The sequence below is a fragment of the Citromicrobium sp. JLT1363 genome (genome assembly GCF_000186705.1).
Lineage (GTDB): Bacteria > Pseudomonadota > Alphaproteobacteria > Sphingomonadales > Sphingomonadaceae > Alteriqipengyuania.
The window spans coordinates 547,339-570,020 of the sequence record NZ_AEUE01000004.1; the positions used below are offsets into that span (position 1 = coordinate 547,339).

The 22,682-nt window shown below is 65.1% G+C and carries 21 protein-coding genes; 11 read left to right on the plus strand and 10 right to left on the minus strand.

Annotation, left to right across the window (positions count from 1 at the left end):
• Positions 1 to 15: 15 nt before the first annotated feature.
• Together ADAD_RS0109575 and ADAD_RS0109580 are read left to right on the plus strand one after the other, a co-directional pair.
• Entirely contained in the window at positions 16 to 1,272 is a 1,257-nt protein-coding gene (locus ADAD_RS0109575) for an SAM-dependent methyltransferase (protein ID WP_010413104.1), read from the plus strand.
• Between the two features lie 2 nt (positions 1,273 to 1,274).
• Positions 1,275 to 2,456: a serine hydrolase domain-containing protein gene (locus ADAD_RS0109580; RefSeq protein WP_010413107.1), complete on the plus strand. Its 1,182-nt coding sequence runs from the start codon at positions 1,275 to 1,277 to the stop codon at positions 2,454 to 2,456.
• Here the strand turns inward: ADAD_RS0109580 and ADAD_RS0109585 are convergent.
• The 3 genes from ADAD_RS0109585 to purF all read right to left on the minus strand — a co-directional run bounded on the left by ADAD_RS0109585 (position 2,450) and on the right by purF (position 5,101).
• Entirely contained in the window at positions 2,450 to 2,809 is a 360-nt protein-coding gene (locus tag ADAD_RS0109585) for a PilZ domain-containing protein (RefSeq protein WP_010413110.1), read from the minus strand. The two genes, ADAD_RS0109580 and ADAD_RS0109585, sit on opposite strands and share 7 nt — an antisense overlap.
• 89 nt (positions 2,810 to 2,898) lie before the next feature.
• On the minus strand, positions 2,899 to 3,612 hold the full coding sequence (locus tag ADAD_RS0109590; protein ID WP_010413113.1) for an SDR family NAD(P)-dependent oxidoreductase: 714 nt from the start codon (positions 3,610 to 3,612) through the stop codon (positions 2,899 to 2,901).
• 1 nt (position 3,613) lies between these two features.
• A complete protein-coding gene (purF, locus tag ADAD_RS0109595; protein WP_010413115.1) occupies positions 3,614 to 5,101 on the minus strand; it encodes an amidophosphoribosyltransferase in 1,488 nt (495 codons plus the stop codon).
• 188 nt (positions 5,102 to 5,289) lie between these two features.
• Between purF and ADAD_RS0109600 the strand changes: the two genes are divergently transcribed.
• From ADAD_RS0109600 to ADAD_RS0109635, 8 genes are all read left to right on the plus strand, one after another.
• The gene (locus ADAD_RS0109600) at positions 5,290 to 6,531 is read left to right on the plus strand and encodes a lipoprotein-releasing ABC transporter permease subunit (RefSeq protein WP_010413117.1); all 1,242 of its coding nucleotides are present in this window, start codon (positions 5,290 to 5,292) and stop codon (positions 6,529 to 6,531) included.
• Positions 6,524 to 7,210, plus strand: coding sequence for an ABC transporter ATP-binding protein (locus ADAD_RS0109605; protein WP_029140046.1), 687 nt, complete (start codon positions 6,524 to 6,526; stop codon positions 7,208 to 7,210). The genes ADAD_RS0109600 and ADAD_RS0109605 overlap by 8 nt, the downstream gene beginning before the upstream one ends.
• Positions 7,211 to 7,275: 65 nt before the next feature.
• Positions 7,276 to 7,548: a hypothetical protein gene (locus tag ADAD_RS0109610; protein ID WP_010413124.1), complete on the plus strand. Its 273-nt coding sequence runs from the start codon at positions 7,276 to 7,278 to the stop codon at positions 7,546 to 7,548.
• Between the two features lie 33 nt (positions 7,549 to 7,581).
• Positions 7,582 to 7,932 (plus strand): hypothetical protein, encoded by a 351-nt coding sequence (locus ADAD_RS0109615; protein WP_010413127.1) that lies wholly within the window; start codon positions 7,582 to 7,584, stop codon positions 7,930 to 7,932.
• 75 nt (positions 7,933 to 8,007) lie between these two features.
• Complete coding sequence (gene dnaE / locus ADAD_RS0109620) at positions 8,008 to 11,574, plus strand: DNA polymerase III subunit alpha (RefSeq protein ID WP_010413130.1); 3,567 nt, start codon at positions 8,008 to 8,010, stop codon at positions 11,572 to 11,574.
• A 77-nt stretch (positions 11,575 to 11,651) separates the two neighbouring features.
• Positions 11,652 to 13,397, plus strand: a complete 1,746-nt coding sequence (locus tag ADAD_RS15810; protein WP_010413133.1) for a long-chain fatty acid--CoA ligase — start codon at positions 11,652 to 11,654, stop codon at positions 13,395 to 13,397.
• Between the two features lie 3 nt (positions 13,398 to 13,400).
• Positions 13,401 to 13,607, plus strand: coding sequence for a hypothetical protein (locus tag ADAD_RS0109630; RefSeq protein ID WP_010413136.1), 207 nt, complete (start codon positions 13,401 to 13,403; stop codon positions 13,605 to 13,607).
• 4 nt (positions 13,608 to 13,611) lie between these two features.
• Positions 13,612 to 14,043 carry a DUF1330 domain-containing protein gene (locus tag ADAD_RS0109635; protein WP_010413139.1) on the plus strand — a complete coding sequence of 144 codons (432 nt, stop codon included), beginning with the start codon at positions 13,612 to 13,614 and terminating at the stop codon, positions 14,041 to 14,043.
• A gap of 190 nt (positions 14,044 to 14,233) precedes the next feature.
• Here ADAD_RS0109635 and ADAD_RS0109640 read toward each other — a convergent pair whose 3' ends face one another.
• From ADAD_RS0109640 to ADAD_RS0109670, 7 genes are all read right to left on the minus strand, one after another.
• On the minus strand, positions 14,234 to 14,728 hold the full coding sequence (locus ADAD_RS0109640) for a YbjN domain-containing protein (RefSeq protein ID WP_010413141.1): 495 nt from the start codon (positions 14,726 to 14,728) through the stop codon (positions 14,234 to 14,236).
• A gap of 125 nt (positions 14,729 to 14,853) precedes the next feature.
• Complete coding sequence (locus ADAD_RS0109645) at positions 14,854 to 15,426, minus strand: DUF1993 family protein (RefSeq protein WP_010413148.1); 573 nt, start codon at positions 15,424 to 15,426, stop codon at positions 14,854 to 14,856.
• Positions 15,427 to 15,484: 58 nt separating this feature from the next.
• The gene (locus ADAD_RS0109650) at positions 15,485 to 16,591 is read right to left on the minus strand and encodes a PA0069 family radical SAM protein (protein ID WP_010413151.1); all 1,107 of its coding nucleotides are present in this window, start codon (positions 16,589 to 16,591) and stop codon (positions 15,485 to 15,487) included.
• A gap of 45 nt (positions 16,592 to 16,636) precedes the next feature.
• Complete coding sequence (locus tag ADAD_RS0109655) at positions 16,637 to 17,704, minus strand: sodium:calcium antiporter (RefSeq protein ID WP_337442416.1); 1,068 nt, start codon at positions 17,702 to 17,704, stop codon at positions 16,637 to 16,639.
• A gap of 6 nt (positions 17,705 to 17,710) precedes the next feature.
• Entirely contained in the window at positions 17,711 to 18,238 is a 528-nt protein-coding gene (gene moaB, locus ADAD_RS0109660; RefSeq protein WP_010413155.1) for a molybdenum cofactor biosynthesis protein B, read from the minus strand.
• 6 nt (positions 18,239 to 18,244) lie between these two features.
• The gene (locus tag ADAD_RS0109665) at positions 18,245 to 19,993 is read right to left on the minus strand and encodes a lytic transglycosylase domain-containing protein (protein WP_010413158.1); all 1,749 of its coding nucleotides are present in this window, start codon (positions 19,991 to 19,993) and stop codon (positions 18,245 to 18,247) included.
• Positions 19,990 to 20,802: a hypothetical protein gene (locus tag ADAD_RS0109670; protein WP_139020398.1), complete on the minus strand. Its 813-nt coding sequence runs from the start codon at positions 20,800 to 20,802 to the stop codon at positions 19,990 to 19,992. The genes ADAD_RS0109665 and ADAD_RS0109670 overlap by 4 nt, the downstream gene beginning before the upstream one ends.
• Positions 20,803 to 20,886: 84 nt before the next feature.
• Between ADAD_RS0109670 and ADAD_RS0109675 the strand changes: the two genes are divergently transcribed.
• Positions 20,887 to 22,533: an electron transfer flavoprotein-ubiquinone oxidoreductase gene (locus ADAD_RS0109675; protein ID WP_010413165.1), complete on the plus strand. Its 1,647-nt coding sequence runs from the start codon at positions 20,887 to 20,889 to the stop codon at positions 22,531 to 22,533.
• The last annotated feature ends 149 nt before the right edge of the window (positions 22,534 to 22,682 follow it).

A 22,682-nucleotide genomic window follows, 5' to 3' on the forward strand; every position in this document is an offset into this window, starting at 1 on the left:
CATAAACGCCCGCGTATGGGGGTAACGGGTCAACCGCGCGGAGGCGATCTGCTGGCAGCGAGCCAGCGCTTCGAAAAGCAGCCCGGCTTCCTGTCGCGCCTGCTGGCTCCCGGGTTTCACAAACTGATCGACCGGATGGACGCAGGCCTCGAAAAGGGCTCCGTCCTGGGGCGCCTTCCCGATGGTAGCACCCGGCTGATCGGTGGGCGCGGGCCCGGCTTCGAAGCCGAAGTCGCGATCCATAACTGGCGCGCGCTGATGCGAGTGGCCACCGGCGGCTCGGTCGGCTGGTATCAGGCGTGGGAGGCGGGCGAGTGGAGCAGCCCCGATCCGGTGCCGCTGTTCGCGGTCTTCATGCAGAACGCCGAAACGCTGGGAGATGCAGCGCGGGCGAAGCGTGGATGGAAACGCGCGCTGCGGGCTGCGCATGACCGGCAACGCAATACCCGGGCGGGCGCGGCGAAGAACATTGCCGCGCATTACGATCTGGGAAACGATTTCTACGCCACGTGGCTGGGCGAGACGATGACCTATTCGTCCGCGCTCTTCGATGACGGGAATCCGCAGCAAACGCTCAATATGGCGCAGCGGGAGAAGATCGGCGCGATCATCGACCGGATGGAGATTTCGCAGGGCGACAGCGTGCTGGAAATCGGTTGTGGATGGGGCACGCTGGCCTGCGCGGCTGCCGACCGGGGGGCGAATGTCGACGCGATCAGCCTGTCGGATGAACAGCTGGCATGGGCGCGGCGGCAGGGTTGCGGAAACGCGCGCTTTCTCAAGCAGGACTATCGGGATACGCACGGGCAGTACGATGCCATTGCCAGCGTGGAAATGGTGGAGGCGCTGGGGCGCGAATACTGGCCGACCTTCATGGATTGCGTTGCCCGCAACCTGAAGCCCGGGGGTCGTGCGGCGATCCAGTTCATCTCGATGAAGGATGCGCTGTTCGATGCCTATGCGGCGAGCGCGGATTTCATTCAGGCCTACGTATTTCCCGGCGGCTTGCTGATCCGCGCGTCCGAATTCCGGCGGCTTGCGGAAGCCTGCGGCCTGCAGTGGCGCGATGAGGAGCGCTTCGGGCTGCATTACGCCGAAACCTTGAGGCTCTGGCGCGAGAAGTTCGATCGCGTAGCGGCCGATGGGCTGCTGCCTCCCGGGTTCGACGATCGGTTCAAGGCGCTCTGGCGCTACTACCTGATGTATTGCGAAGGCGGCTTCCGGGGTGGGGGTATAGACGTCCACCAGGTAACGCTGGTCAAGGAGATATAGACATGAAGAAGCGCTTATCACTGGTCGGGGCACTGGCCCTTGCGCTGTCTGCCTGCGCGTCCTTACCCACCACCGACACGAGCGCCGTGACAGCCAGCGTGCCTACCAATCCGCTGCCCGTGGTGGGTGCGGAGGTGCTTTTCTGGGACGACGCCACACGCTCTGCGCGTTTCCGATCGATGGAGACATACTTCCCGGGCCAGGAAGTGCAGGAAAGTCCCGACCCGCGCTATCTTCCGCAAGGCGATCCCTTGCCTGCGAGCACGCAGGCGGCGATCCGCGCCAGCATGGCGGAAAACTCCATCGCGGGCGTGATCGTGTTGCAGGATGGAAAGGTGCGGTTCGAGGATTATGCGCTGGGCTTCGGCCCCGAAGGGCGCTGGACCAGCTTCTCCGTCGCCAAGAGCTTCACCTCCACTCTGCTGGGCGCAGCAGTGAAGGATGGTTTCATCGATAGCCTGGACGATCCCGTGTCGAAATACGTGCCCGGCCTCGAAGGCAGCGCGTATGACGATGTCACGGTCGAGCAGCTTGCCACCATGACGTCCGGGGTAAAGTGGAACGAGGACTATACCGACCCCGATTCGGACGTGGCGAAAATGTTCAACGTGACGCCCGCACCTGGTGAGGACCAGGTGGTCGAATATATGAAGACCCTCCCGCGCGAAGCCCCTGCGGGTGAAAAGTGGGTCTACAAGACGGGCGAGACCAACCTGATCGGCGTGCTGGTGGAAAATGCCGTGGGCCAGACGCTGGCGGAATATGCCAAGCGCAAGATCGTCGATCCTGCCGGCTTCGCAGAGCCGCTGTTCTGGCAGACCGACCTTTCGGGCCGCAGCGTCGGCGGATGCTGCCTGTCGGCCTCGCTACGCGACTATGCTCGGGTCGGGCTGTTCGCGCTCGAAGGTGGTGAGGGCATTGTGCCCGAAGGCTGGTTCGCAGAGGCGGGCGCGCCGCAGGTCGATTTCGGCAATGGTTACGGATACGGCTACCAGTGGTGGACCTATCCGGGCGAGAGCTTCGGCGCGCAGGGGATCTTCGGCCAGTCGATCACGCTTCTGCCCGACACAGATACGGTGATCGCCATCGTGTCCAACTGGCCCCGGGCGACCGGCCAGGATCTCTCGGCAAACCGCCGGCAGCTGTTCGCAGCAATTGCCGAAGCCGTGTCGGCCGATCAGTAGAGGCAGGACCGCGTGACCCCTCCGCCCAGTGGGCTTTCCCACTGGCGGAGGATGTCGTCGAGCACGGCCTGATCGATCAGATTGTCGAAGGCCGCGCCCGCGATCGAACGATCCCACCATACGACCTTGCACGAGATCGCCTGGAGGCCGGGCAGGGTCAGCCAGCCTGTCTGATCGGGTTCGAGGCGCCGCATGGCGGAGGCGCTGAATCCTGCAATCGACAGGTCGTGCACCACGGTCTTGAACTTGCGCGATTTACCGAAGCTCAGTTCGGAGGGAATGGCGATCTTGGTGCGCGGGGCGCACCTGTTCTCCTGCGCTACACGCGCATAATCATCCTGCATTATCTGCATGTTCTGCTGATTTCCCGTCCAGATTTCGTCTGGGCGGATTGTCGGGCCTTGCGGCTTACCCGAACATGAGCGGGCGTGCCTAAGGCCGCTTAACCAACTCTTTCGCGGTGCCCTGTCTCGAAGTCGGCTTCCAGCAATGCGGCGATCCGCTTTGCAACGTCTTCCGGCGGCTTGACGCTCTGCGGGTCTTCGCCGGGATAGGCCTTGGCACGCATCTGCGTGCGGGTCGCCCCCGGGTCCACGATGGCCACGCGGATCGAACCGGTATTGGCGACTTCCTGCGCGTAGGATTGCAGCAGGTTGTCGAACGCCGCCTTGGTCGAACCATAGGCCGCCCAGTAGGCGCGCGGTTCATCGCCCACGCTACTGGTGAGCCCGATCACGCGGGCAGCATCGGCGCGCTTGAGCAGCGGATGAAGCCCCGCGATCAGCGCCTGGGTCGCGAGGACATTGGTCGTGATCGCGGTGTTGAACTGCTTGGGATCGATCTGCGTAATCGGCGTCAGCGTGGGCAGATACGCAGCGCAGATCACCAGCATGTCGAGCGCATCCCACCGGCTTGCGATGGCTTGCGCCAGCCGGGCGATCCCGTCGCCTGCGGTGAGATCGACCGGCGCGATGGTCGCGGTGCCGCCGCTCTGGTGGATTTCGTCTTCCACGCGTTCCAGCGCGGAATCGTCGCGCGCGGTCAGAATCACGTGCGCGCCTTTTGCAGCCAGAGCCTTGGCGGTGGCCGCGCCAATTCCGCGCGATGCGCCGGTGACGAGCGCGACGCGCCCTTCGAATGGTTTGTCCTGGGTCATCTTATACCGGTTCGTCGACGGGTTTGCTGACGGGGAAGGAAAGCTGGGCGGAACCCTGTTCGCGGCGCGACACGTCGGTCAGCCGGGTGGGGTAGTCGCCGGTGAAGCACGCATCGCAGAACTGGGGGCACGATTTGTTGCGGCCTTCCCTTCCTACGGCGCGGTAGAGTCCGTCGATGGAGATGAAGGCGAGGCTGTCCGCCTTGATGAACTCGCGCATCGGCTCGAGCTCCATGCGCGCGGCGAGCAGCTTGCTGCGTTCGGGCGTGTCCACCCCGTAATAGCAGCTATGCGCGGTCGGCGGGCTGGCGACACGGAAATGCACTTCCGTTGCGCCCGCGTCGCGCATCATCTCGACAATCTTCATGCTGGTGGTGCCGCGCACGATTGAATCGTCGATCAGGACGATCCGCTTCCCTTCCACCAGTCCGCGATTGGCATTGTGCTTGCGCCGCACGCCCGAATGGCGTGCGCCATCCGAAGGCTGGATGAAGGTGCGTCCCACGTAGTGGCTGCGGATGATGCCGAGTTCGAAGGGCAGGCCGGACTGCTGGGCATAGCCGATGGCAGCTGGCACGCCGCTGTCGGGCACGGGCACCACGATATCGGCATCGCACGGCGCCTCCATGGCCAGTTCTGTCCCGATCGCCTTGCGTGCCTCGTACACGGACCGCCCGGCGAAGTGGGAATCGGGCCGGCTGAAATAGACGTGTTCGAAGATGCAGGGGCGAGACGGGTTGTCGCCGAAGGGCCGGTGACTGCGAATCTTGCCGTCGAAATCGACCTCGATCAGTTCGCCCGGCTCCACCTCGCGTTCGAAGGTCGCGCCTACGACGTCGAAGGCAACCGTCTCGCTGGCGAAGACGACGGCGTCGCCCATGCGGCCCATCTGCAGCGGGCGGATGCCCAGCGGATCCCGGCAGGCGGCCATGCCGCGCGGCGTCATCACGATCAGCGCGTAGGCCCCCTCGACCAGCCGCAGAGCGTCGGTCAGCTTGTCGAGCATCGTGGGGTAACGGCTGGTGGCGACGAGGTGGATGATCACCTCGGTATCGCTGGTCGACTGGAAGATCGCGCCCTTGCCGACCAGTTCCTCGCGCAAGGCCGCCGCGTTCGAGATATTGCCATTGTGGGCGATGGAAAAACCGCCGCTCGCCAGATCGGCGTAGAGAGGCTGCACGTTACGAAGCCCTGCGCCCCCCGTGGTGGAATAGCGGACATGGCCGGCGGCCATGAAGCCTGGCAGTTCGGCTATGCTTTCCGCGCTGGAGAAGTTCTCCGCCACATGACCGAGGCCCCGGCGCGTATAGAACTGGGCGCCGTCGAAACTGGAGATTCCGGCCGCTTCCTGGCCGCGATGCTGGAGGGCGTGGAGCCCCAGCGCGGTGGTCGCTGCGGCTTCGTTGCCGCCATTGATCGCGCCGAAGACTCCGCACTCCTCGTGCAGGCTGTCGCCGTTCGAATCTTCGAAGGGATGTTGCAGGTTCATCGGTGGGGCGCCCGTTGCCGTTTCCGGTTGCCGCCCCATTGGCGATGTGACAGGTGAATTACAAGGGTAGAGGGGGCCGACCGACCGTCTCTTTTGGTGAACCAGTCACGCAGGCGGCCCTTTTCATTGCGCAGACAGGCGCGGCCCCCTAACGGGCAGGGCCAAGCACGAACAAAGCGGATCGCTCCTTGTTTCTCAGCCCCTTCGAACGGACCATAGCAAAGCGGTATCTCTGGCCCGGCAAGGGCGAGGGATTCATCAAGCTGGTCGCCGGAATCTCCATTGGCGTCGTCATGCTCTCGGTTGCCATGCTGGTGATCGTGATGAGCGTGATGAACGGCTTTCGCGCCGAACTTCTCGATAAGATCGTGGGGCTCAACGGCCACGCCATCGTGCAGGCCTATGGCGGCAGGCTCGACAATTGGGAGAGCGTGCTCAAGGAAATCCGCGAAACCGAAGGGGTGGAGAAAGCCTCCCCGCTGATCGAGCAGCCGCTGCTGGTAACGTTCAACGGCCGCGTGGAAGCAGTGCTGGTGCGCGGCAACACGCCTGAGGATATTGACGAGCTGGCGGACAAGACGGTGGCGGGCGACATGAGCCGACTTCAGCCCGGCGCGGAACAGGTGGCCATCGGGGCACGCCTGGCAGAGAACATCGGCGCGCAGGTCGGAAGCGTCATCACCGTCATCAATCCGGCGGGGCGGTCGACTCCGTTCGGCACCGTGCCGCGACAGGTGGGCTACGAGGTGGGGGCCATCTTCGAGGTCGGCCTTTACGATTACGATGGCGCCTTCATCGTCATGCCGATCCCGCAGGCGCAAACCCTGCTTCTGACCGGCGATACCATAGGCATGATCGAGGTCACGACCGAGGACGCCGACCGGGTCGAGGAGATCATGGCCCCGATCGAGCGGAGCCTTGCCGGAACCGCGATCGTGCGCAATTGGCAGCAGATCAACAGCTCCATCTTCGAAGCCTTGCAGGTGGAGCGTGTTGCGATGTTCTTTGCCTTGAGTTTCATGGTTCTGGTCGCGGCTTTCAATATTCTGTCGAGCCTTGTGATGCTGGTGCGCGCCAAGACCCGGGACATTGCGATCATGCGCACGATGGGCGCTGGCCGGCAGTCGATCCTGAAAATCTTCGTGACGACGGGCTTCACGGTGGGTGCGGTCGGTACGGCCGCCGGGCTAGCGCTGGGAGGACTGGTTCTGGCGTTCCGTCAGCCGATTGTCCGTGTCATCGAAGTAGCGACCGGGCAGCAGCTATGGGACCCCTCGATCCGTTTCCTCACCACGCTGCCCGCGAAAACCGACCCGTGGGAAGTCTTCGGCATCGTTGCGCTGGCGCTGGTGCTCAGCTTCCTTGCCACGCTCTACCCGGCCTTCAAGGCGGCGAACACCGATCCCGTGCAGGTGCTGCGTTATGAGTAGTGGTGGTGTGAAACCGGTGGTCGAGCTGCGCGGCGTCACCCGCAGCTTCGAACAGGGCGGGGTGAAGATCGATGTGCTACGCGGGGTCGACCTGAAGGTGATGCCGGGCGAAATCGTGGCTCTGCTCGGCCCTTCGGGCTCGGGCAAATCGACCATGCTGCAGGCCGTCGGCCTGCTCGAAGGCGGCTTTGGCGGAACCATCGTGATCGCGGGGCAGGCGGCGGAGAAATCGGACAGTCAGCAGCGCACCGCCCTGCGGCGCGAGCATCTGGGCTTCGTCTATCAGTTCCATCACCTGCTGCCCGACTTCAATGCGACGGAGAACGTGATCCTGCCGCAGCTGGTCGGCGGAACGCCGCGCGATCAGGCAGAGGCGCGCGCGAAAGACCTGCTCAGCGCCCTGGGTCTCGAACACCGGCTCGAACACAGGCCGAGCCAGCTTTCGGGTGGCGAACAGCAGCGCGTGGCGGTGGCCCGCGCGCTCGCCAACAGCCCCAAGCTGGTGCTCGCGGACGAGCCCACCGGCAATCTGGACGAGGCGACTTCGGAAAAGGTGTTGGCGCAGTTTCTCGATCTGGTGCGCGGACAGGGCAGCGCGGCGCTCGTCGCAACGCACAACGAGCGGCTGGCGGCCAAGATGGACCGCGTCGTCCGCCTTCACGAAGGCCTGCTGGAATAGCATTCGCCCCTGCGGACCCGCTATCGGTTTCCCGCGTTGATGAAAGAAATAGAGGAGCCAACAACATGAGCGATCATCCCACGACCTATGGCGGAGAACCGGCAGACGGCGGCTTTGCGTGGGACGACCGGGCGGAGATCCATGCGAAGGACGATGGGCAGGGCCTGTTCGATGGCGCCAAGGGCCTGCACGAAGGCAGCTTCCTCGAAATGGTGCGCCTCATGATGGCAATGACGCCCGACGAACGGCGTGGCCACGTTATCCAGAAGCTTGGCGACCGGATGTTCACCGTGCACGAAGTGGAAGCGATCGCAGCGCGCCCGGACTATCCGGGCTGATCCATGTCCCGGATAGGCAGGACCTAGCTCGCGATGCTTGAGTCGATCAACGAGTGGATCCTCGCGCTGGGCGCGCAGTACAACGTCAATCCCTACATCTTTGCAGGGATCTACGTTGGCGCGATTCCCTTCTTTCTCGCCTCTATCGCGTGGCTGGTGAAGCGCGCGAGGGAGGGGCGTTCTACCGTGCTGCCCACCATGCTGGCCGGGTTCTTCTTCGTTTCGGCCTATCTGTACCTGGCGATCTTCGGGCAGGATATTCCGGCGTGGGTGTGGATATTTCTCGCCGTGCTGATCGCTTATGGCGCGTGGTCTCAAGTGCGCGACACGCGCAGAAAGATCGCGGCTGCCCGCGGCGAAGAGGGCGAGCCTCCGGCCAGCTGAAACAGTCCACCGCTTTTCCCCGCAAGCTTTGCCGGGCTCGCTTGAAGCCGTCCGCGCGAGCGCTAGCTTGGCATCATGGCCTTTGCCCCCTTCGTTCCGCTGCGCGTGCTTTCCGCCTACTCGATGCTGGAAGGCGCGATCGAGCCCAAGGCCATCGCCAAGCTGGCGACCGAGCGGGGCTTTCCCGCCATCGCCATGTGCGACCGCAATGGGCTGTACGGCAGCGTTCCCTTCGCCAATGCCTGCATCGAGAACGGTGTGCAGCCGATCGTCGGCGCTCTGCTGGGCGTGGCACGGCCGGATAGCGACGAGATCGACCATCTGCCGCTGTTCGTGCAGGACGATGCCGGCTGGCTGAACCTTTGCAAGCTGGTCAGCGCCGCGCATCTCGACCGCCCGCTGGAACTGGTTCCGCATGTTCCGCTCGATTCTCTGGAAGGTCGCACCGAGGGCCTGATCGCGCTCACCGGTGCCAGCGAGGGCGCGGTAACGCGGCTGCTGGCCGAGGAGCAAAACAGCTACGCGGAACGCTATCTGGGCCGGCTGGAAGCGCTGTTCCCGGATCGCCTCTACATCGAACTGGCGCGGCGCGGTGAGCCGACCGAAGCAGCGGCCGAGGAAGCGCTGCTCGATCTGGCCTATGCGCGCGATCTGCCGCTGGTAGCGACCAACCCCGCCAATTTCGCCGAACCGCATTTCTACAAGGCGCATGATGCGATGCTGTGCATCGCGAACAGCCGCAAGCTGTGGGAGGAAGACCGCCCACACAGCGAAAAGGCTGCCTTCGTGAAGTCGGCGCCGATGATGGAAGAGCTGTTCGCGGACCTGCCCGAAGCTCTTGCGAACACGCTGACCATCGCGCGCCGCTGCGCCTTTGCGCCGCCCTATCGCGATCCGATCCTGCCAAGCCTTGCCGGAGACATCGAAGGCGAGGTGCGCATGCTGGCGGACGACGCGCGCAAGGGCCTGCTCGACCGCCTGATACCGCTCTATCCCGAAGAGGTCCGGGAAGACCTCGTCGATGCTATGTCCTTCGCCTCGGCCGAGGAATTGCGGGCTTCGCAAAAGCCGTTCGAAGCGCTGAAAAGTGGCGGGTATTGGGACGAAATTCTCGAGTACCGGGACCGGCTCGACAAGGAAGTCGGCATCATCACCAACATGGGTTTCCCCGGTTACTTCCTGATCGTTGCCGACTTCATCAAATGGGCCAAGGCGCAGAACATCCCGGTGGGTCCGGGTCGTGGTTCGGGCGCGGGCAGCCTTGTAGCCTGGGCGCTGACGATCACCGATCTCGACCCGATCCGGCTGGGCCTGCTGTTCGAACGCTTCCTCAATCCCGAACGCGTCTCCATGCCCGACTTCGATATCGACTTCTGCGAAACGCGGCGTGGCGAAGTGATCCGCTACGTTCAGGAGAAGTACGGGAAGGACAAGGTCGCCCAGATCATCACCTTCGGCAAGATGAAGGCGCGCGCGGTTCTGCGCGATTGTGGGCGCATTCTCGACATGGGCTACAACCGCGTCGACCGGCTGTGCAAGATGGTGCCCAACCACCCGACCGACCCGTGGAGCCTGCCGCGCGCGCTGAACGGCGCGGCCGAATTCAAGGGCGAGTACGACAACGACAACGAAGTGCGCACGCTGGTCGATCTGGCGATGCAGCTCGAAGGGCTGCCGCGCAATTCCTCGACCCACGCTGCCGGGGTGGTGATCGGTGACCGTCCGCTGGCGGAACTGGTGCCGCTCTACCGCGACCCGCGGTCGGACATGCCGGTGACGCAGTTCGACATGAAGGTCGTCGAAGGGGCGGGGCTGGTGAAGTTCGACTTCCTCGGCCTGAAGACCCTCTCCGTGCTGCAGAAGGCGGTCGACCTGCTGGAAAAGCGCGGGATCGCCTGCGATCTGGGCGCGATCAGCTGGGACGATACGGCGGTCTACGATCTCATGCAGAGCGGCAACACGGTGGGTGTGTTCCAGCTAGAATCGGAAGGCATGCGCCGCACGCTCACCGCGGTGAAGCCGACCAAGTTCGAAGACATCATCGCGCTCGTCTCGCTCTATCGCCCGGGCCCGATGGACAACATCCCGTTGTTCGGGAAGCGCAAGGCGGGCATCGAACCGATCGAGTACCCGCATCCCAAGCTGGAAGGCATCCTGAAGGAAACCTACGGGATATTCGTCTATCAGGAGCAGGTGATGCAGGCCGCGCAGATCCTTGCCGGATACTCGCTTGGCGATGCCGACCTTCTGCGCCGCGCAATGGGCAAGAAGGTCCAGGCGGAGATGGACAAGCAGCGTGGCCGCTTCGTCGAGGGCTGCAAGGAGGTCTCCGGGATCGAGGCGCAGCAGGCGAACGAGCTGTTCGACTTGATCGACAAGTTCGCAGGCTACGGCTTCAACAAGTCGCACGCTGCCGCCTACGCGTTGCTGGCCTATCAGACCGCGTGGCTGAAGGCGCATTATCCGGAAGAATTCTACGCCGCCGCGATGTGCTTCGACATGGACCAGTCGGAAAAGCTGGCGCTGTTCGTGGACGATGCGCGCCGCAACGAGATCGAGGTGGCGCCGCCCGATCTCAACCGCTCCGAAGCCGAATTCACGGTCGAGCGGACGGACGAAGGCTATGCCGTGCGCTACGGTCTCGCCGGGCTGCGCAATGTGGGCGAGAAGGCGATGGAGGCGGTCGTCGCCGAGCGCGAAGCGCACGGCTGGTTCGAAAGCCTCGACGATTTCTTCGGCCGTCTGCCCAAGGGGGCGATGAATTCGCGTCAGCTCGAAGCGCTGATCGCGGCGGGAGCGTTCGACCGGCTCGAGCCCAATCGCGGCAAGCTTGCCGAGAACAGCGACCTGCTGCTCGCGGTGGCAGATGCCGCAATCCGCGAACGGGCCAGTGGGCAGGAAGGCCTGTTCGGCGGTGACGACACGCCGGGCGAGCGTATGCGCCTGAAGGAGGCGGAGGACTGGCCGCGCGCCGACCGTATGGCCAGGGAGCGCGAGACATTCGGCTTCTATTTCTCGGCCCACCCCATCGAAGGCTTCCGCGATGTCGCCAGCGCCAATGGCGCGCGCACCTATGCCTCGCTGATGGAAGGCGGGGGACCGAGAGGCGACGGGCGCAGCAGCGCCGTGCTCGCCGCGATGGTGGAAGGCGCCAAGCGGGGCCGGACCAAGCGGGGCAAGGATTTCGTGCGCGCCGATTTCTCGGACACATCGGGGCAGTTCAGTGCCGCCTGTTTCGAGGAATCGCTGGTGCCGGAGTTCACCAAATGGGCCGAGGAGAGCACCTGCGTGCTGCTGACCGTGGAGCTGGACTCCCCGTCGCCGGACGAGCCGCCGCGCGTGACGGTGCGCTCTGCGCGGCCTCTGACGCAGGTTTCCGGCGGCCAGCGCATGCTCCTGACGCTGGACGTCGAGAGCGAGGCTGCGCTGGGTGAAATCGCCCTGGCGCTGCAGCCCGGGCCGCCCGGCTACGGCGAGGTGCAGGTGCGTCTCATGCTGCCCGGCCCCCAGCAACCGGTGCTTCGGCTTGGCCACGATTACAAGGTCGATGGGACGCTGGCCGATGCGCTGGAGGCGATCGAGGGGATCGGCAACATTGCCCTCGTCCCCAAGACCGGTCCGCAGCTGCACCGCGCCGCCTGAATTTCGCACCAAGTCTTGCGGATGCGGGGCGATCTGCGCATTCTCCCCTGCAAAACAGAGCCTGACTGGAGAGATCGATGCTCGGAGCGATGCAAGACTGGGACCTGTTGGTCACCCACGTGATAGACCATGCGGCGCGCGAAACGCCGACCCGCGAAATCGTGACCCACTGGGCGGATGGCAGCGAGACCCGCACCGACTGGGCGGGGATCAGGCGCGATGCGCTGAAGATGGGGCAGGCGCTCGAAGCGCTCGGCATCCGGAAGGGCGACCGGGTGGCCAGCCTCGCGATGAACCACTCGCGCCACCTGGTCAGCTGGTATGGCGTCGCCGGGATGGGCGGGGTTCTGCACACGATCAACCCGCGCCTGTTCGAGGACCAGCTGGAATACATCGCCAATCACGCGGAAGACCGCGTGCTGATCTACGACGCAGCCTTCCAGCCGATCGTCGACAAGATGCGCGACAGGTGGACCAGCATCGAGCACTACATCTGCTACGATCCGCCCGAAGGCTCCGATGTGCAGAGCTTCGAGGACTGGATCGGCGCGCAGGATGGCCAGTACGAGTGGGCCAGGCTCGACGAGCGCGATCCGTGCATGTTGTGCTACACCAGCGGGACGACCGGCAATCCCAAGGGCGTGCTGTACGAGCATCGCTCCAGCGTGCTGCACGCGCTGGCCGCGATCCAGCCGCCAGCCTTCAACTTCGACGCCTCGTCGGTGATGCTGCCCGTGGTGCCCATGTTCCACGCGGCAAACTGGGGCCTGCCTTTCGCCGGTGCCATGGCGGGGATCAAGTTCGTCTTTTCCGCGATCAACGACCCCGGCGTTCTGTACGATCTGATGGAGCGCGAAGGCGTGACCGACAGCGCGGGCGTGCCGACCGTGTGGCTCGCCACGTTCCAGTATTGCGATGCGAACGACAAGCCGCTGCCGAACCTGCGTGCGGCGACCATTGGCGGATCGGCTGCGCCCAAGTTCATGATCAAGCGCCTGATGGAAGCGGGGATTCGCGTCCAGCACGCCTGGGGCATGACGGAGACCTCCCCCATCGGCACGCTGGGCGGCCCGACCTGGGACTGGGACCAGCTCTCGCTCGAGCAGCGCGTGGACAAGGCTGCGATGCAGGGCCGCCCGGTCTTCGGGGTGGAGCTGCGCACGGTCGATCTCGACGATCCTTCCAAGGTGCTGCCCCGCGACGGGGAGACTTCCGGCGCGTTGCAGATCCGCGGTCCGTGGGTCATCCGCCGCTATTTCAAGGCAGACGAAGACGCGCTGACGCCGGATGGCTGGTTCGACACCGGCGATGTTGCCATCCTGCACCCCGACGGCACGATGCAGATCACCGACCGCACCAAGGACGTGATCAAGTCGGGCGGCGAGTGGATCAGTTCGGTCGAGCTGGAGAACGCGGCTGCGGGCCATCCGGCAATCGCGGAAGCCGCCGCGATCGGCATGTATCATCCCAAGTGGGACGAGCGCCCGGTGCTGTTCTGCATCCGGAAGGAAGGGCAGGAGGTCACCGGGGAAGAGGTGATCGAGTACCTCAAGGATCACGTGGCGAAGTGGTGGCTGCCCGATGCGGTGGAATTCGTGGACGACATTCCCCACACCGCGACGGGCAAGATCAGCAAGAAGGACCTGCGCGACCGGTTTGCCGATTACCAGCTGCCCGAAGCGCGGGACATGCAATCCCCCCAAGCAGAGCCTGCCATGGCCGCCGCAACACCCGCGCCTGCGACCGAGGTACGGAACGGCGAAGCGCAAGCCCCCGATACTGCCAAGCGCGGCATCTTCGGCCGCATGTTCGGGAAGGACTGACGGGTGAGCCCGCGCGCGATCCTTGCCATCATGGTCGGGCTCGGCCTTGCCATGGGCCTGTTCCTCGTCATGACCCTGCTGCTCACCACGCTTCGCGGTGAGGACTTCCTGTCGTCCACCGTGCTGGCCGTGCTGGGCCTCGGCTGCATGCTGGTGGTCGCGCGCCCCGCATGGGCGATCAGCGGGCGTATCCTGTCACCCAGGGAGTGATCCTTTGACCACCTATATCGATCCCAGCCGCGAGACCTTCGAGGCGTTCAAGGCCCTGCCGCGCGACACGCCGATCCACATGCTCAACCTGCTCCTCTACCGCGAAGAAGCGGACTACCCCGCAGGGCACGAGCATGCGGGCAAGGGCTGGAGCGGGCGCCGCGCCTATGAGGAATACGGGCGCACCAGCGGGCCGATCTTTGCCCGCGTCGGTGGCAGCATCGTGTGGCGCGGGATGTTCGAGACCATGGTTACGGGCCCCGCGGACCGGGTGTGGCACGATGGCTTCGTGGCGCAGTACCCCAATGCAGACGCCTTCTTCGAGATGATCAAGGACCCCGAATACCAGCGGGCCGTGGTCAACCGTACTGCGGCATTGGTGGACAGCAGGCTGGTTCGGTTCGCGCCCGGCGAAGGGGGCAGCACCTTCGGCTGAGCGCGATTGCGGCGCCCGCCTGACACACCTGACACAGTGTCCAGGAGGCAAAAACCGCTCTTGCGAACAGTGCGGCGATCTTCCGGGCGGACGGTGTCAAAGAACCCGACCCCCTTAGTCACACAAAGCGCTGTAGGACAGCGCATCCGCGCCGTGCTTCAGCCTGCACGCCCGGCGGCGCGAGGGCGGGCTAACCCACGATGTAGCCAGGAAGTTTCGCGGCAGAGTGCGCGAAGAGGCCGATCATCTGCCGGTAGTTTTCCATCGTGATTCCGCCATCCGCGATGACGTACAGCCGCACCTGTATCGTTCCGGTCGGGCTGAGATAGGCGCGGCCGAAGTTCTGGCGATAATTATACTCGTTGATGCCTTCGCGCACCTGTTCCGGTGTGGCGTCTTTGGGAGTGGCGAAGGAGGCCAGGATGGAGGTACCGAGGCAGTTGGTCGAGGTAGCCTGATCTTCACAGGCCACGAGCAAGGCATCCGCCACCAGACCGTTCGAGAAACGGACGGTCATGTTCGGAACTCCGTCGCGATCTTCGGTCGTGGCGCCAAGTTCGGCCAGCGTGGCCTTGAGAGCGCTGGTGGTGAAGGTGTTGATCCTGGTAGACGCGTTGAAGCTTTGCGCATCCGCCGCCGTGCTCGCGCAGATGGCCAGCAATGTCCCCAAGATGATCGCCTTCATCGAAATTCCCCCTGTTCTTGTCTTCTATCCGACGGTGAACGGGCGATCATAGTGCACGGATTGCCGCCCGCAACCGGGTGGCATTGGCACCAGCCACCCCCGCTCGCCGCATCCACCTGGTCAGATCATTCCGTCCGCGCTGGCATGGTGCCAGGGCGAAGATAGCCGAACATGTGGGTGACATAATCGGCCTTGCCCAGCGCGATACCCTCACTTCGAAGGATCGCGTAGGCCGTCATCAGGTGAAAATAGAACTGCGCCAGCGCCCAGTCGCGTGCGTATTGCTCAACGCTCAGATCGAAGATCATGCCCATGGGCAGTTCGTGCGCGATCATCCGCTCCGTGTCGCCTATCGACAGGTCTTCGGCCAGCGACCGGACCATCGCGGTGGTCTGTTCCAGGCGAGCCTGCGCATCGGCCATCGATCCCGGCGCGTCGCCTGCATCGCGGCCCTCGTCCAGCAATTCTTCGACGATGGGCGGAAAGGCTTCGTCCCGCAGGCGGTGCATCCCTTCCAGCGCCTGCACGCACGCAAAGCGTATCTGGGTGGAGAGCGGGAACATGTCGGGTGCCAGCCGCGCGGCAAGCAGGGCATCGGCTTCGGTCTCGCCCAGCTGTTGCGCGGCCTTGTCGAGCCATTGCGACAGCGCGCCCAGCATCTGGACATAGGTCGGCGCGAGCATTTCATCCGCAGTCATGGGGCCGGGGTTCCTGGTAACGGAAGGAGGCGCAAACCCTATCCCGCAGGCCCGGCGGCTACAACAACCGCATCTGGCCGCCCACCATCGGGGCGCGGAATTGCGAGCAATCGAGCGCGAACTTCGCCTTGCCGTCACCGATCCCTGCACGCCCGCAGGCCACGCGGAAGCGGGCGCGGAACAGGTCGGCCCAGACGCCGGTGGGCTTCAACCGGCTGAAGAAGCCCGGATCATTGTCCTTCCCGTTGCGGATGGAGCGGACGATGGACATCACCTTGTCCTTGCGATCCGGGAAATGCGCTTCCAGCCATTCGCGGAACAGCGGCGCGACTTCGTGCGGCAGGCGGAGCGGTATCCATCCGGCAGACGTCACGCCAAGCCCGGCGGCCTTCGCGATGATCGCTTCCATCGCATCGTCCGTGATGGCGGGAATGACCGGGGCGATGGAGCAGTGGGTGGGCACCCCCGCCTGCGTCAGCCTGCCCAGTGCCGCCAGACGCTTCGCGGGGGAGGGCGCACGCGGCTCTATCAGACCGGACAGCCTGGGATCGAGGGAGGTGACGGAAATCGCCACCGCTATGAGGTCCCTCGCTGCCATCTCTTCGAGAATATCGAGATCGGCCAGCACCCGGTCAGATTTGGTGGTGATCGTGACCGGATGGCGCGCGTCGAGGCATACCTCCAGCATCTGCCGCGTGATCCGGTAGCGCGCCTCGATTGGCTGATAGGGATCGGTATTGGTGCCCATGGCGATGGGGCGGGGCTGATACCCGGGTTTGGCCAGCGTTTGCGCCAACAGCTTCGCGGCGTTGGGCTTGGCGAAGAGCTTGCTCTCGAAATCGAGGCCCGGCGACAGGTCGAGGTAAGCGTGTGTCGGCCGCGCGAAGCAGTAGATGCAGCCATGCTCGCAGCCGCGGTAGGCGTTCACCGACCGGTCGAAGCCGATATCGGGCGACTGGTTGAAGCTGAGGATCGAGCGCGGGCTTTCCTCGGTTACCTCGGTGCGCAGCCTGGGGGCGGGGCCATCGAGCGTTTCCGCCATGTCTCGCCAGTCGCCGTCTGCTTCGCGTTCGTTCAGGCCGAACCGGGCGGAAGCGTCACCGCTTTGCGCGCCCCTTCCGCGGATCGGAGGGCCCTTGGGGGGCTGTTCGCGAATCGTGTCCATATGCGGAACATAAATAGAACACAGTGACTTGGGAAGCTGACTTTCTCAGCCCAGCGCGACCTGCAATCCGGCCGCGCCGAGCCAGATCAGCAGCAGCAGCACGCTTTCCCAGCCGATCCCGCCGGGGCCCTGCTTCTCGCGCCGCAGCAGGCCCATCAGCAGGATCGCGGTCATCACCGTGACCAGCGCCATCCAGAACAGGCTGCGTTCCCCGATGGCGTGGAAGATCGAGCCTTCGCGATAGGCAATGTCGCTGGCCGAGACGAACAGTGCGTCGAACATGTTGCCGCCGATGATCCCGCCGATGGCGAGTTGCAGCGCGCCGCGCCGTACCGCCGCGATGGTGGTGACGAGTTCGGGCAGCGAGGTGACGATCGCAGTGCCCAGCGCGCCAACGACGCCCTGCGAAATGCCGAGTTCTGCGCTCAAGGCCAGCCCCGTCTCGCCGACCACCCAGCCGCAACCGCCCACGATGGCCACCAGGCCCGCGAACATGGCGGCGAGCAGCAAGGTGGAGCGCGGGTCGTCCTCCTCGTCATCCTCCTCCAGCCGCAGACCCGGCGTATTCTTGGGTCGCCACATCGGCTCCCGCCGGATGGAGTGCGCATTGTGCAGCCCGACGAGGTAGACGGCGATCATCACCGGGCTGATCGGATGGACGCCGTAGAAGGCGATCTCGGGCGCGGCGTAGGCCATGACGGGCATGACCGAGAGCAGGATGAGCACGGTCGCCTGGCCCAGGTTCACCGTGCTGGCGCCCGCATGCTCCAGATTGACGTGGCGGTAGAAGATGTCGGCCAGCGCGAGGAACATCGTCTGCGCCGCGATCCCGCCGAGCGCGTTGGACACGGCAAGCTCGGGCGCCCCGCTGGCGGCGGTGGTGACCGAAGTGACGATGCCTGAGATGCTCGTGCCCGCGCCCAGCAGCACCGCGCCGATCAGCGCTTCGCCAAGGCCCGTGCGATCCGCCAGCACATCCGCGATGCGTGCCATCTTGCTGCCGAAGAAGGCGATCAGCAGCGCGCTCGCACCGAACAGCGCGGCGAGCCATGGCAGGGGCAGGGACTGGATATCGGGGATTATGCGGGCCTCCCTGCCGGTAGAAGGCCGCAGGTGCGCCTATCGTTCCAGCAAGCGTGGCATCAGCTCGACGAAGTTGCAGGGGCGGTGGCGGATGTCGAGCTGGTCCTTCAGGATCCGGTCCCACCCGTCCTTCACCGCGCCATTGCTGCCGGGCAGTACGAAGATGAAGGTGTCGCCTGCCAGCACCGCACAGGCGCGGCTCTGGATGGTGGAGGTGCCGATATTCTCGTAGCTGATCCAGCGGAACAGCTCCCCGAAACCGGGAATGTCCTTGTCCTTCACCCGGTCCAGCGCTTCGGGCGTCACGTCGCGCCCGGTCAGCCCGGTTCCGCCCGTGGTGATGACGCAGTCTACGTCCCTGCTGGCGATGAAGCGGCGCAGCAGATCGTAGATCTCGCCCGCATCGTCGGGGCAGATGGTGCGCTCAATCAGGATATGCCCCGCCTCGCGCACGCGCGCTTCGAGAATGTCGCCCGAGCTATCGGTCGCGGGCTCGCGCGTGTCCGAAACCGTAATCAGCGCGATGCCGATGGGCGTGAAGCTGCGGCTATCGTCGATCCCCATCGCGTATCAGCGCTGCGTCAGGCGCTGCGAGGGCGGGCTTGCTTCGGGGAAGCCGGGCCAGCGGTTCATCGCCAGCGCCATCCGGCTGGGGGAGGGCGCTGCCGCCTGCCGCTCGTACATCCAGTAGTTGCGGGTCACGATGGCAACATAGCCGCGCGTCTCCCAGTAGGGGATCGATTCCATGTAGAGCAGCGGATCGCCCTGGTCGCGCACTTCGCTGTTCCAGCGGCCGACGGGGGTGAGGCCCGCATTATAGGCTGCCATGATCTTGGGCAGCTTGCCCTGCGTTGCCGGATTGTCGCGCAGCATCTGCAGGTGGCGCTGGCCGAAGGCGAGGTTGATCTCCGGCTGGTTGAGCGCGCGTGGATTGCCGGAAATTCCAAGGCTGGGCCCGTGGTCCTGCGCCGCGGCGGGCATGATCTGCATCAGGCCGCGCGCGCCTGCGGGGCTGACCACTGCGGCGCGGAAGTTCGATTCCTGCAAGGCATGGGCAAAGGCAAGCGCCGGGTCCACCTGCCACCCGTTGACCGGCTCCCACCGCGCCACGGGGAAGCGCAGCGCCGGGTCGGGCGTGCCGCCGCGCGGCGCGTTGTGCGCCATCCACAGCTGGGTGGAGGGCAGGCCGAGCTCGCGCGCGAGGCGCGACAGGGCGGTGAATTGCGACGGATTGCCGATCCGCGCCTGATGGCGCAGCAATTCGTCAGCCAGATCTTCGCGCCCGAGCTGCGCCAGTGCCACGGCGGCGCGCACGTTCTCCTCGTCGTTGAGCACCCGCCAGTCGTCCGCATCGAGATCGGGCGTCTCGCCCGCGCGGGGCAGCTGCTGGCCGAGCTGCTCGCGTGCGAGCATGCCGTACAGCGTTTCGTCCATCATCGCCGCGCCGCGCAGCTTCTCGGTCGCCTTCTCGGGCTCGCGGCAGCGCACATAGGACCGGCTCGCCCAGTAATAGCTCGCGGCGGCGAGTTCGGGATTGATCGCGGTGGCGGCTGCCCGGTCGAAGCCCTCGGCGGCGGTTGCGCAATCGCCCATGCGCCATGCGGCAAGGCCAATCACCCATTCGCCTTCGGGCACCCATGGCCCGCTGCCCTCGCGCACGGTACGCGCCATGGCGAGCGCGGAGGCATCGTCGTTCTCGATGTAATAGCTCCACGCGACGCGGCGGCGCCATTCGGCCCGCGCTTCGCTGCTGAGGCCTGCATCGACCCCGTCGAGCAGCACGCGCGCCCCGCCGGGATCGTCATTGCTGATCCGGTCGAGGATGGCGGCTCTGATATCGCGCGGCATCGTGCCGTCGTCTATGTCCCGCGGCAGGATGCGCTTGCTGGCGTAGCCTTGCGGCACGAAGCTCTGTTCGGGCGGCAGATAGGGCGCGCTCATCAAGCCGCGCTTGCTGGCAAGATCGGTGATCTGTTGCGCCTGCGGCAGACGCGAGCCCTTGGCGAGCCACTGCTGCAGCGTCGGCAGTTCGATCCGCGGGCTGTTCGCGTCGAGATAGTATTCGGCCTGGGCGACCAGCTTGAGCGGTTCGTCCGGCCGCTGGGCCAGCAGGCTTTCCACCGTGCTCCAGTTGCCCGCGTCGAGCGCTTCGAACACGCGGGCGTAGAACTGCCGGTCGGCCGCGTTCAGAACCTGCGGGATATTGGGGCTGGCCGCGCGTTCGCGGAAATAGTCTGCCGCCGTCTGCTGGGCGAGGGCGGGGGTGCCCCACGCGCACGCGGAGATGGCGGCGCCAAGGCAAAGCAGGCTACGGATCATGTCGGGCTGTCGCTCCAGTCAAGCCATCGGTTCCAGGTCTGCGATCGGACCGCAGCGCTGCGCAGCAGGGTCGGCAGGTCCGGCATCGCGAAGACCGGTATGCTAGCAGAATCCAAGGGGATAGTGGTTAATGATTGCGGTGCCTGCGCCGTGCCGTGCGCCAGCAGCGACCAGACGCGGTCCCCGCAGGCAAACACGCATTTGGGCTGCACCAGCGCGATGTGATGGACCATCAGCTGGCCATATCCGGCCCCGGCCAGGGCCTGCCAGTCGGGCCGCAGGTTATGGCGCGGCAGCGCGCTGGCGAAATAGCGCGTATCCTGCGCGAAGCCCATGGCGCGCAGCATGTTCGCGGCGAGGGTGCCCGCACGGCCCTGGAGCAGCGCATCGCCATCTTCCTCGCGCGGCTGGTCGACAATCAGCATGACCTGCGCGCCCCCGGCCCCGCGCGGCGGCACGCGCGGGAAGGCGCCGGGCGGATCGAGCAGGTCGCTTTCCATCCACCATTTTTGCCAAGTGGCGAGATCGCCGGGCCAGTCCTCGGGTGAGCCGGGATGCGCGCCCTCGCTCTCGCTGCCCAGAAAGCGCTTCAGCGCGCCCGCCTTCTCGAAAACCTGCTCCGCCTGGGGAGCGGGAGCAGGTTCGCTTTCCGTAGCGGCGGCGGGCTTTTTCTCCGGGTCTTCCCTGGATTTGAGCCAGCCGTGCGGTTCGTCCGCCACATGCTCGGCCACACCGGCATCGCGCCACCAGTCGAGGCCGGCAACGAACGCATCGCGCAGATTATCGGAGCGGACAGAAAGATCGGGCATACCTATGCAGGTCTTGACCTGCGGCGCGCAGGCAATCAAGTCGGAACCGACAGGAATAGTGCCGGGAAAGGGCTTTAGAGGATCATGAGCGAACGCGAATCCATGCCGTGCGACGTGCTGGTTGTCGGGGGTGGCCCAGCCGGTCTCTCCGCAGCCATCCGCCTCAAGCAGATCAACGAGGACCTTGAGGTCGTCGTGCTGGAAAAGGGCTCGGAAATCGGCGCCCACATCCTCTCGGGCGTGGTCCACGATCCCAGGGCGCTCAACGAACTCTTCCCCGACTGGCTGGATATGGACTGCCCGATCGGCGAAACTCCGGTGACGGACAACTGGCACTGGGTGCTGCGCAAGAACGGCAAGTTCGCCATGCCGCACATCGCCATGCCCCCGCTGATGAGCAACAAGGGCAATTATGCCGGTTCGCTCGCCAACCTCACCCGCTGGCTGGGCGAGCAGGCCGAGGGGCTGGGCGTGATGGTCTTCCCCGGCTTCCCCGCCGCCGAAGTGCTCTACGATGAAAGCGGTGCCGTAACCGGCGTGGCGACGGCCGACATGGGCATTGCCGAAGACGGTTCGAAGAAGGACGACTGGCAGCCGGGCATGGAAATCCATGCCAAGTACACGCTGTTCGCCGAAGGCGCGCGCGGCAGCCTGACCAAGCAGCTCAAGGCGAAGTACGATCTCGAGAAGGATTGCCAGCCACAGGTCTATGGCCTGGGGATGAAAGAGCTGTGGGAGATCGATCCCGAAAAGCACGTTCCCGGCCGCGTGATCCATACGCAGGGCTGGCCGCTGGACAATGACAGCTGGGGTGGCGGCTTCTGCTACCACATCGCCGACAACCAGGTTGCGCTCGGCTTCGTGGTCGCGCTCGATTACGCCAACCCCTACCTCTCGCCCTACCAGGAATTCCAGCGCTGGAAGCACCACCCTGACATCATGGCGATGCTCGAAGGCGGCAAGCGCGTGGCCTATGGCGCGCGCGTCATCAACGAAGGCGGCTGGCAGAGCGTGCCGCAGCTCGCCTTCCCCGGCGGCGCGCTGGTCGGCTGTTCGGCGGGCTTCGTCAACGTGCCCCGGATCAAGGGCAGCCACACCGCGATGAAAAGCGGGATGCTGGCGGCCGAAAGCGCCGCTGCGGCGATCGCTGCGGGCAAGGAGCACACCCAGCTCGACGATTATGACGAGGCCGTGCGCGACAGCTGGATCGCGACCGAGCTGAAGAAGGTGAAGAATGCGCAGCCTGCGGTCGCCAAGTTCGGCGGCGATTTCGGCACGATCATCGCGGGTGCGGACATGTGGATGCGCACGCTGGGTATCGGTCTGCCGATCTCCATGAAGCACACGCCCGACTACAAGCACACGCAGCGCGCGGACCTGCACGAACCCATCGTCTATCCCAAGCCCGACGGCGTGATCAGCTTCGACAAGCTGACCAGCGTGGCCTACAGCTTCACCAACCATGCGGAAGACCAGCCCAAGCACCTGAAGGTGAAGGACATGGAACTGCAGAAGGAAAGCGAGCTGGGCGTCTATGCCGGGCTCTCGCAGCGCTACTGCCCCGCCGGCGTCTACGAGTGGGTGCAGGACGAGGATACGGGCGAGGACAAGTTCGTCATCAACGCCCAGAACTGCGTTCACTGCAAGACCTGCGACATCAAGGACCCGAACCAGAACATCGTCTGGACCGTGCCCGAAGGCGGCGGCGGGCCGAACTATCCGAATATGTGATCGGTGGTCTTCCTGCTGAGCGGGGAGACCGTGAAAGAGGCATCGCGGTCGAATATCGCTCTCTCCCCGGTCGGGGAGAGATACGGAGCCTTGCGAGCCCGCTCGCTAGGCGTAGTTGAGAGGGGCATGATGGATTGCAGGCGCAGCAC

Excerpts from the sequence above, each read along its gene's own strand:
- ADAD_RS0109575 (WP_010413104.1), top strand. The coding sequence starts at position 16 with ATGGGGGTAACGGGTCAACCGCGCGGAGGCGATCTGCTGGCAGCGAGC.
- ADAD_RS0109580 (WP_010413107.1), top strand. The coding sequence starts at position 1,275 with ATGAAGAAGCGCTTATCACTGGTCGGGGCACTGGCCCTTGCGCTGTCT.
- ADAD_RS0109585 (WP_010413110.1), bottom strand. The coding sequence starts at position 2,809 with ATGCAGATAATGCAGGATGATTATGCGCGTGTAGCGCAGGAGAACAGG.
- ADAD_RS0109590 (WP_010413113.1), bottom strand. The coding sequence starts at position 3,612 with ATGACCCAGGACAAACCATTCGAAGGGCGCGTCGCGCTCGTCACCGGC.
- purF (WP_010413115.1), bottom strand. The coding sequence starts at position 5,101 with ATGAACCTGCAACATCCCTTCGAAGATTCGAACGGCGACAGCCTGCAC.
- ADAD_RS0109605 (WP_029140046.1), top strand. The coding sequence starts at position 6,524 with ATGAGTAGTGGTGGTGTGAAACCGGTGGTCGAGCTGCGCGGCGTCACC.
- ADAD_RS0109610 (WP_010413124.1), top strand. The coding sequence starts at position 7,276 with ATGAGCGATCATCCCACGACCTATGGCGGAGAACCGGCAGACGGCGGC.
- ADAD_RS0109615 (WP_010413127.1), top strand. The coding sequence starts at position 7,582 with ATGCTTGAGTCGATCAACGAGTGGATCCTCGCGCTGGGCGCGCAGTAC.
- dnaE (WP_010413130.1), top strand. The coding sequence starts at position 8,008 with ATGGCCTTTGCCCCCTTCGTTCCGCTGCGCGTGCTTTCCGCCTACTCG.
- ADAD_RS15810 (WP_010413133.1), top strand. The coding sequence starts at position 11,652 with ATGCTCGGAGCGATGCAAGACTGGGACCTGTTGGTCACCCACGTGATA.
- ADAD_RS0109640 (WP_010413141.1), bottom strand. The coding sequence starts at position 14,728 with ATGAAGGCGATCATCTTGGGGACATTGCTGGCCATCTGCGCGAGCACG.
- ADAD_RS0109645 (WP_010413148.1), bottom strand. The coding sequence starts at position 15,426 with ATGACTGCGGATGAAATGCTCGCGCCGACCTATGTCCAGATGCTGGGC.
- ADAD_RS0109650 (WP_010413151.1), bottom strand. The coding sequence starts at position 16,591 with ATGGACACGATTCGCGAACAGCCCCCCAAGGGCCCTCCGATCCGCGGA.
- moaB (WP_010413155.1), bottom strand. The coding sequence starts at position 18,238 with ATGGGGATCGACGATAGCCGCAGCTTCACGCCCATCGGCATCGCGCTG.
- ADAD_RS0109665 (WP_010413158.1), bottom strand. The coding sequence starts at position 19,993 with ATGATCCGTAGCCTGCTTTGCCTTGGCGCCGCCATCTCCGCGTGCGCG.
- ADAD_RS0109670 (WP_139020398.1), bottom strand. The coding sequence starts at position 20,802 with ATGCCCGATCTTTCTGTCCGCTCCGATAATCTGCGCGATGCGTTCGTT.
- ADAD_RS0109675 (WP_010413165.1), top strand. The coding sequence starts at position 20,887 with ATGAGCGAACGCGAATCCATGCCGTGCGACGTGCTGGTTGTCGGGGGT.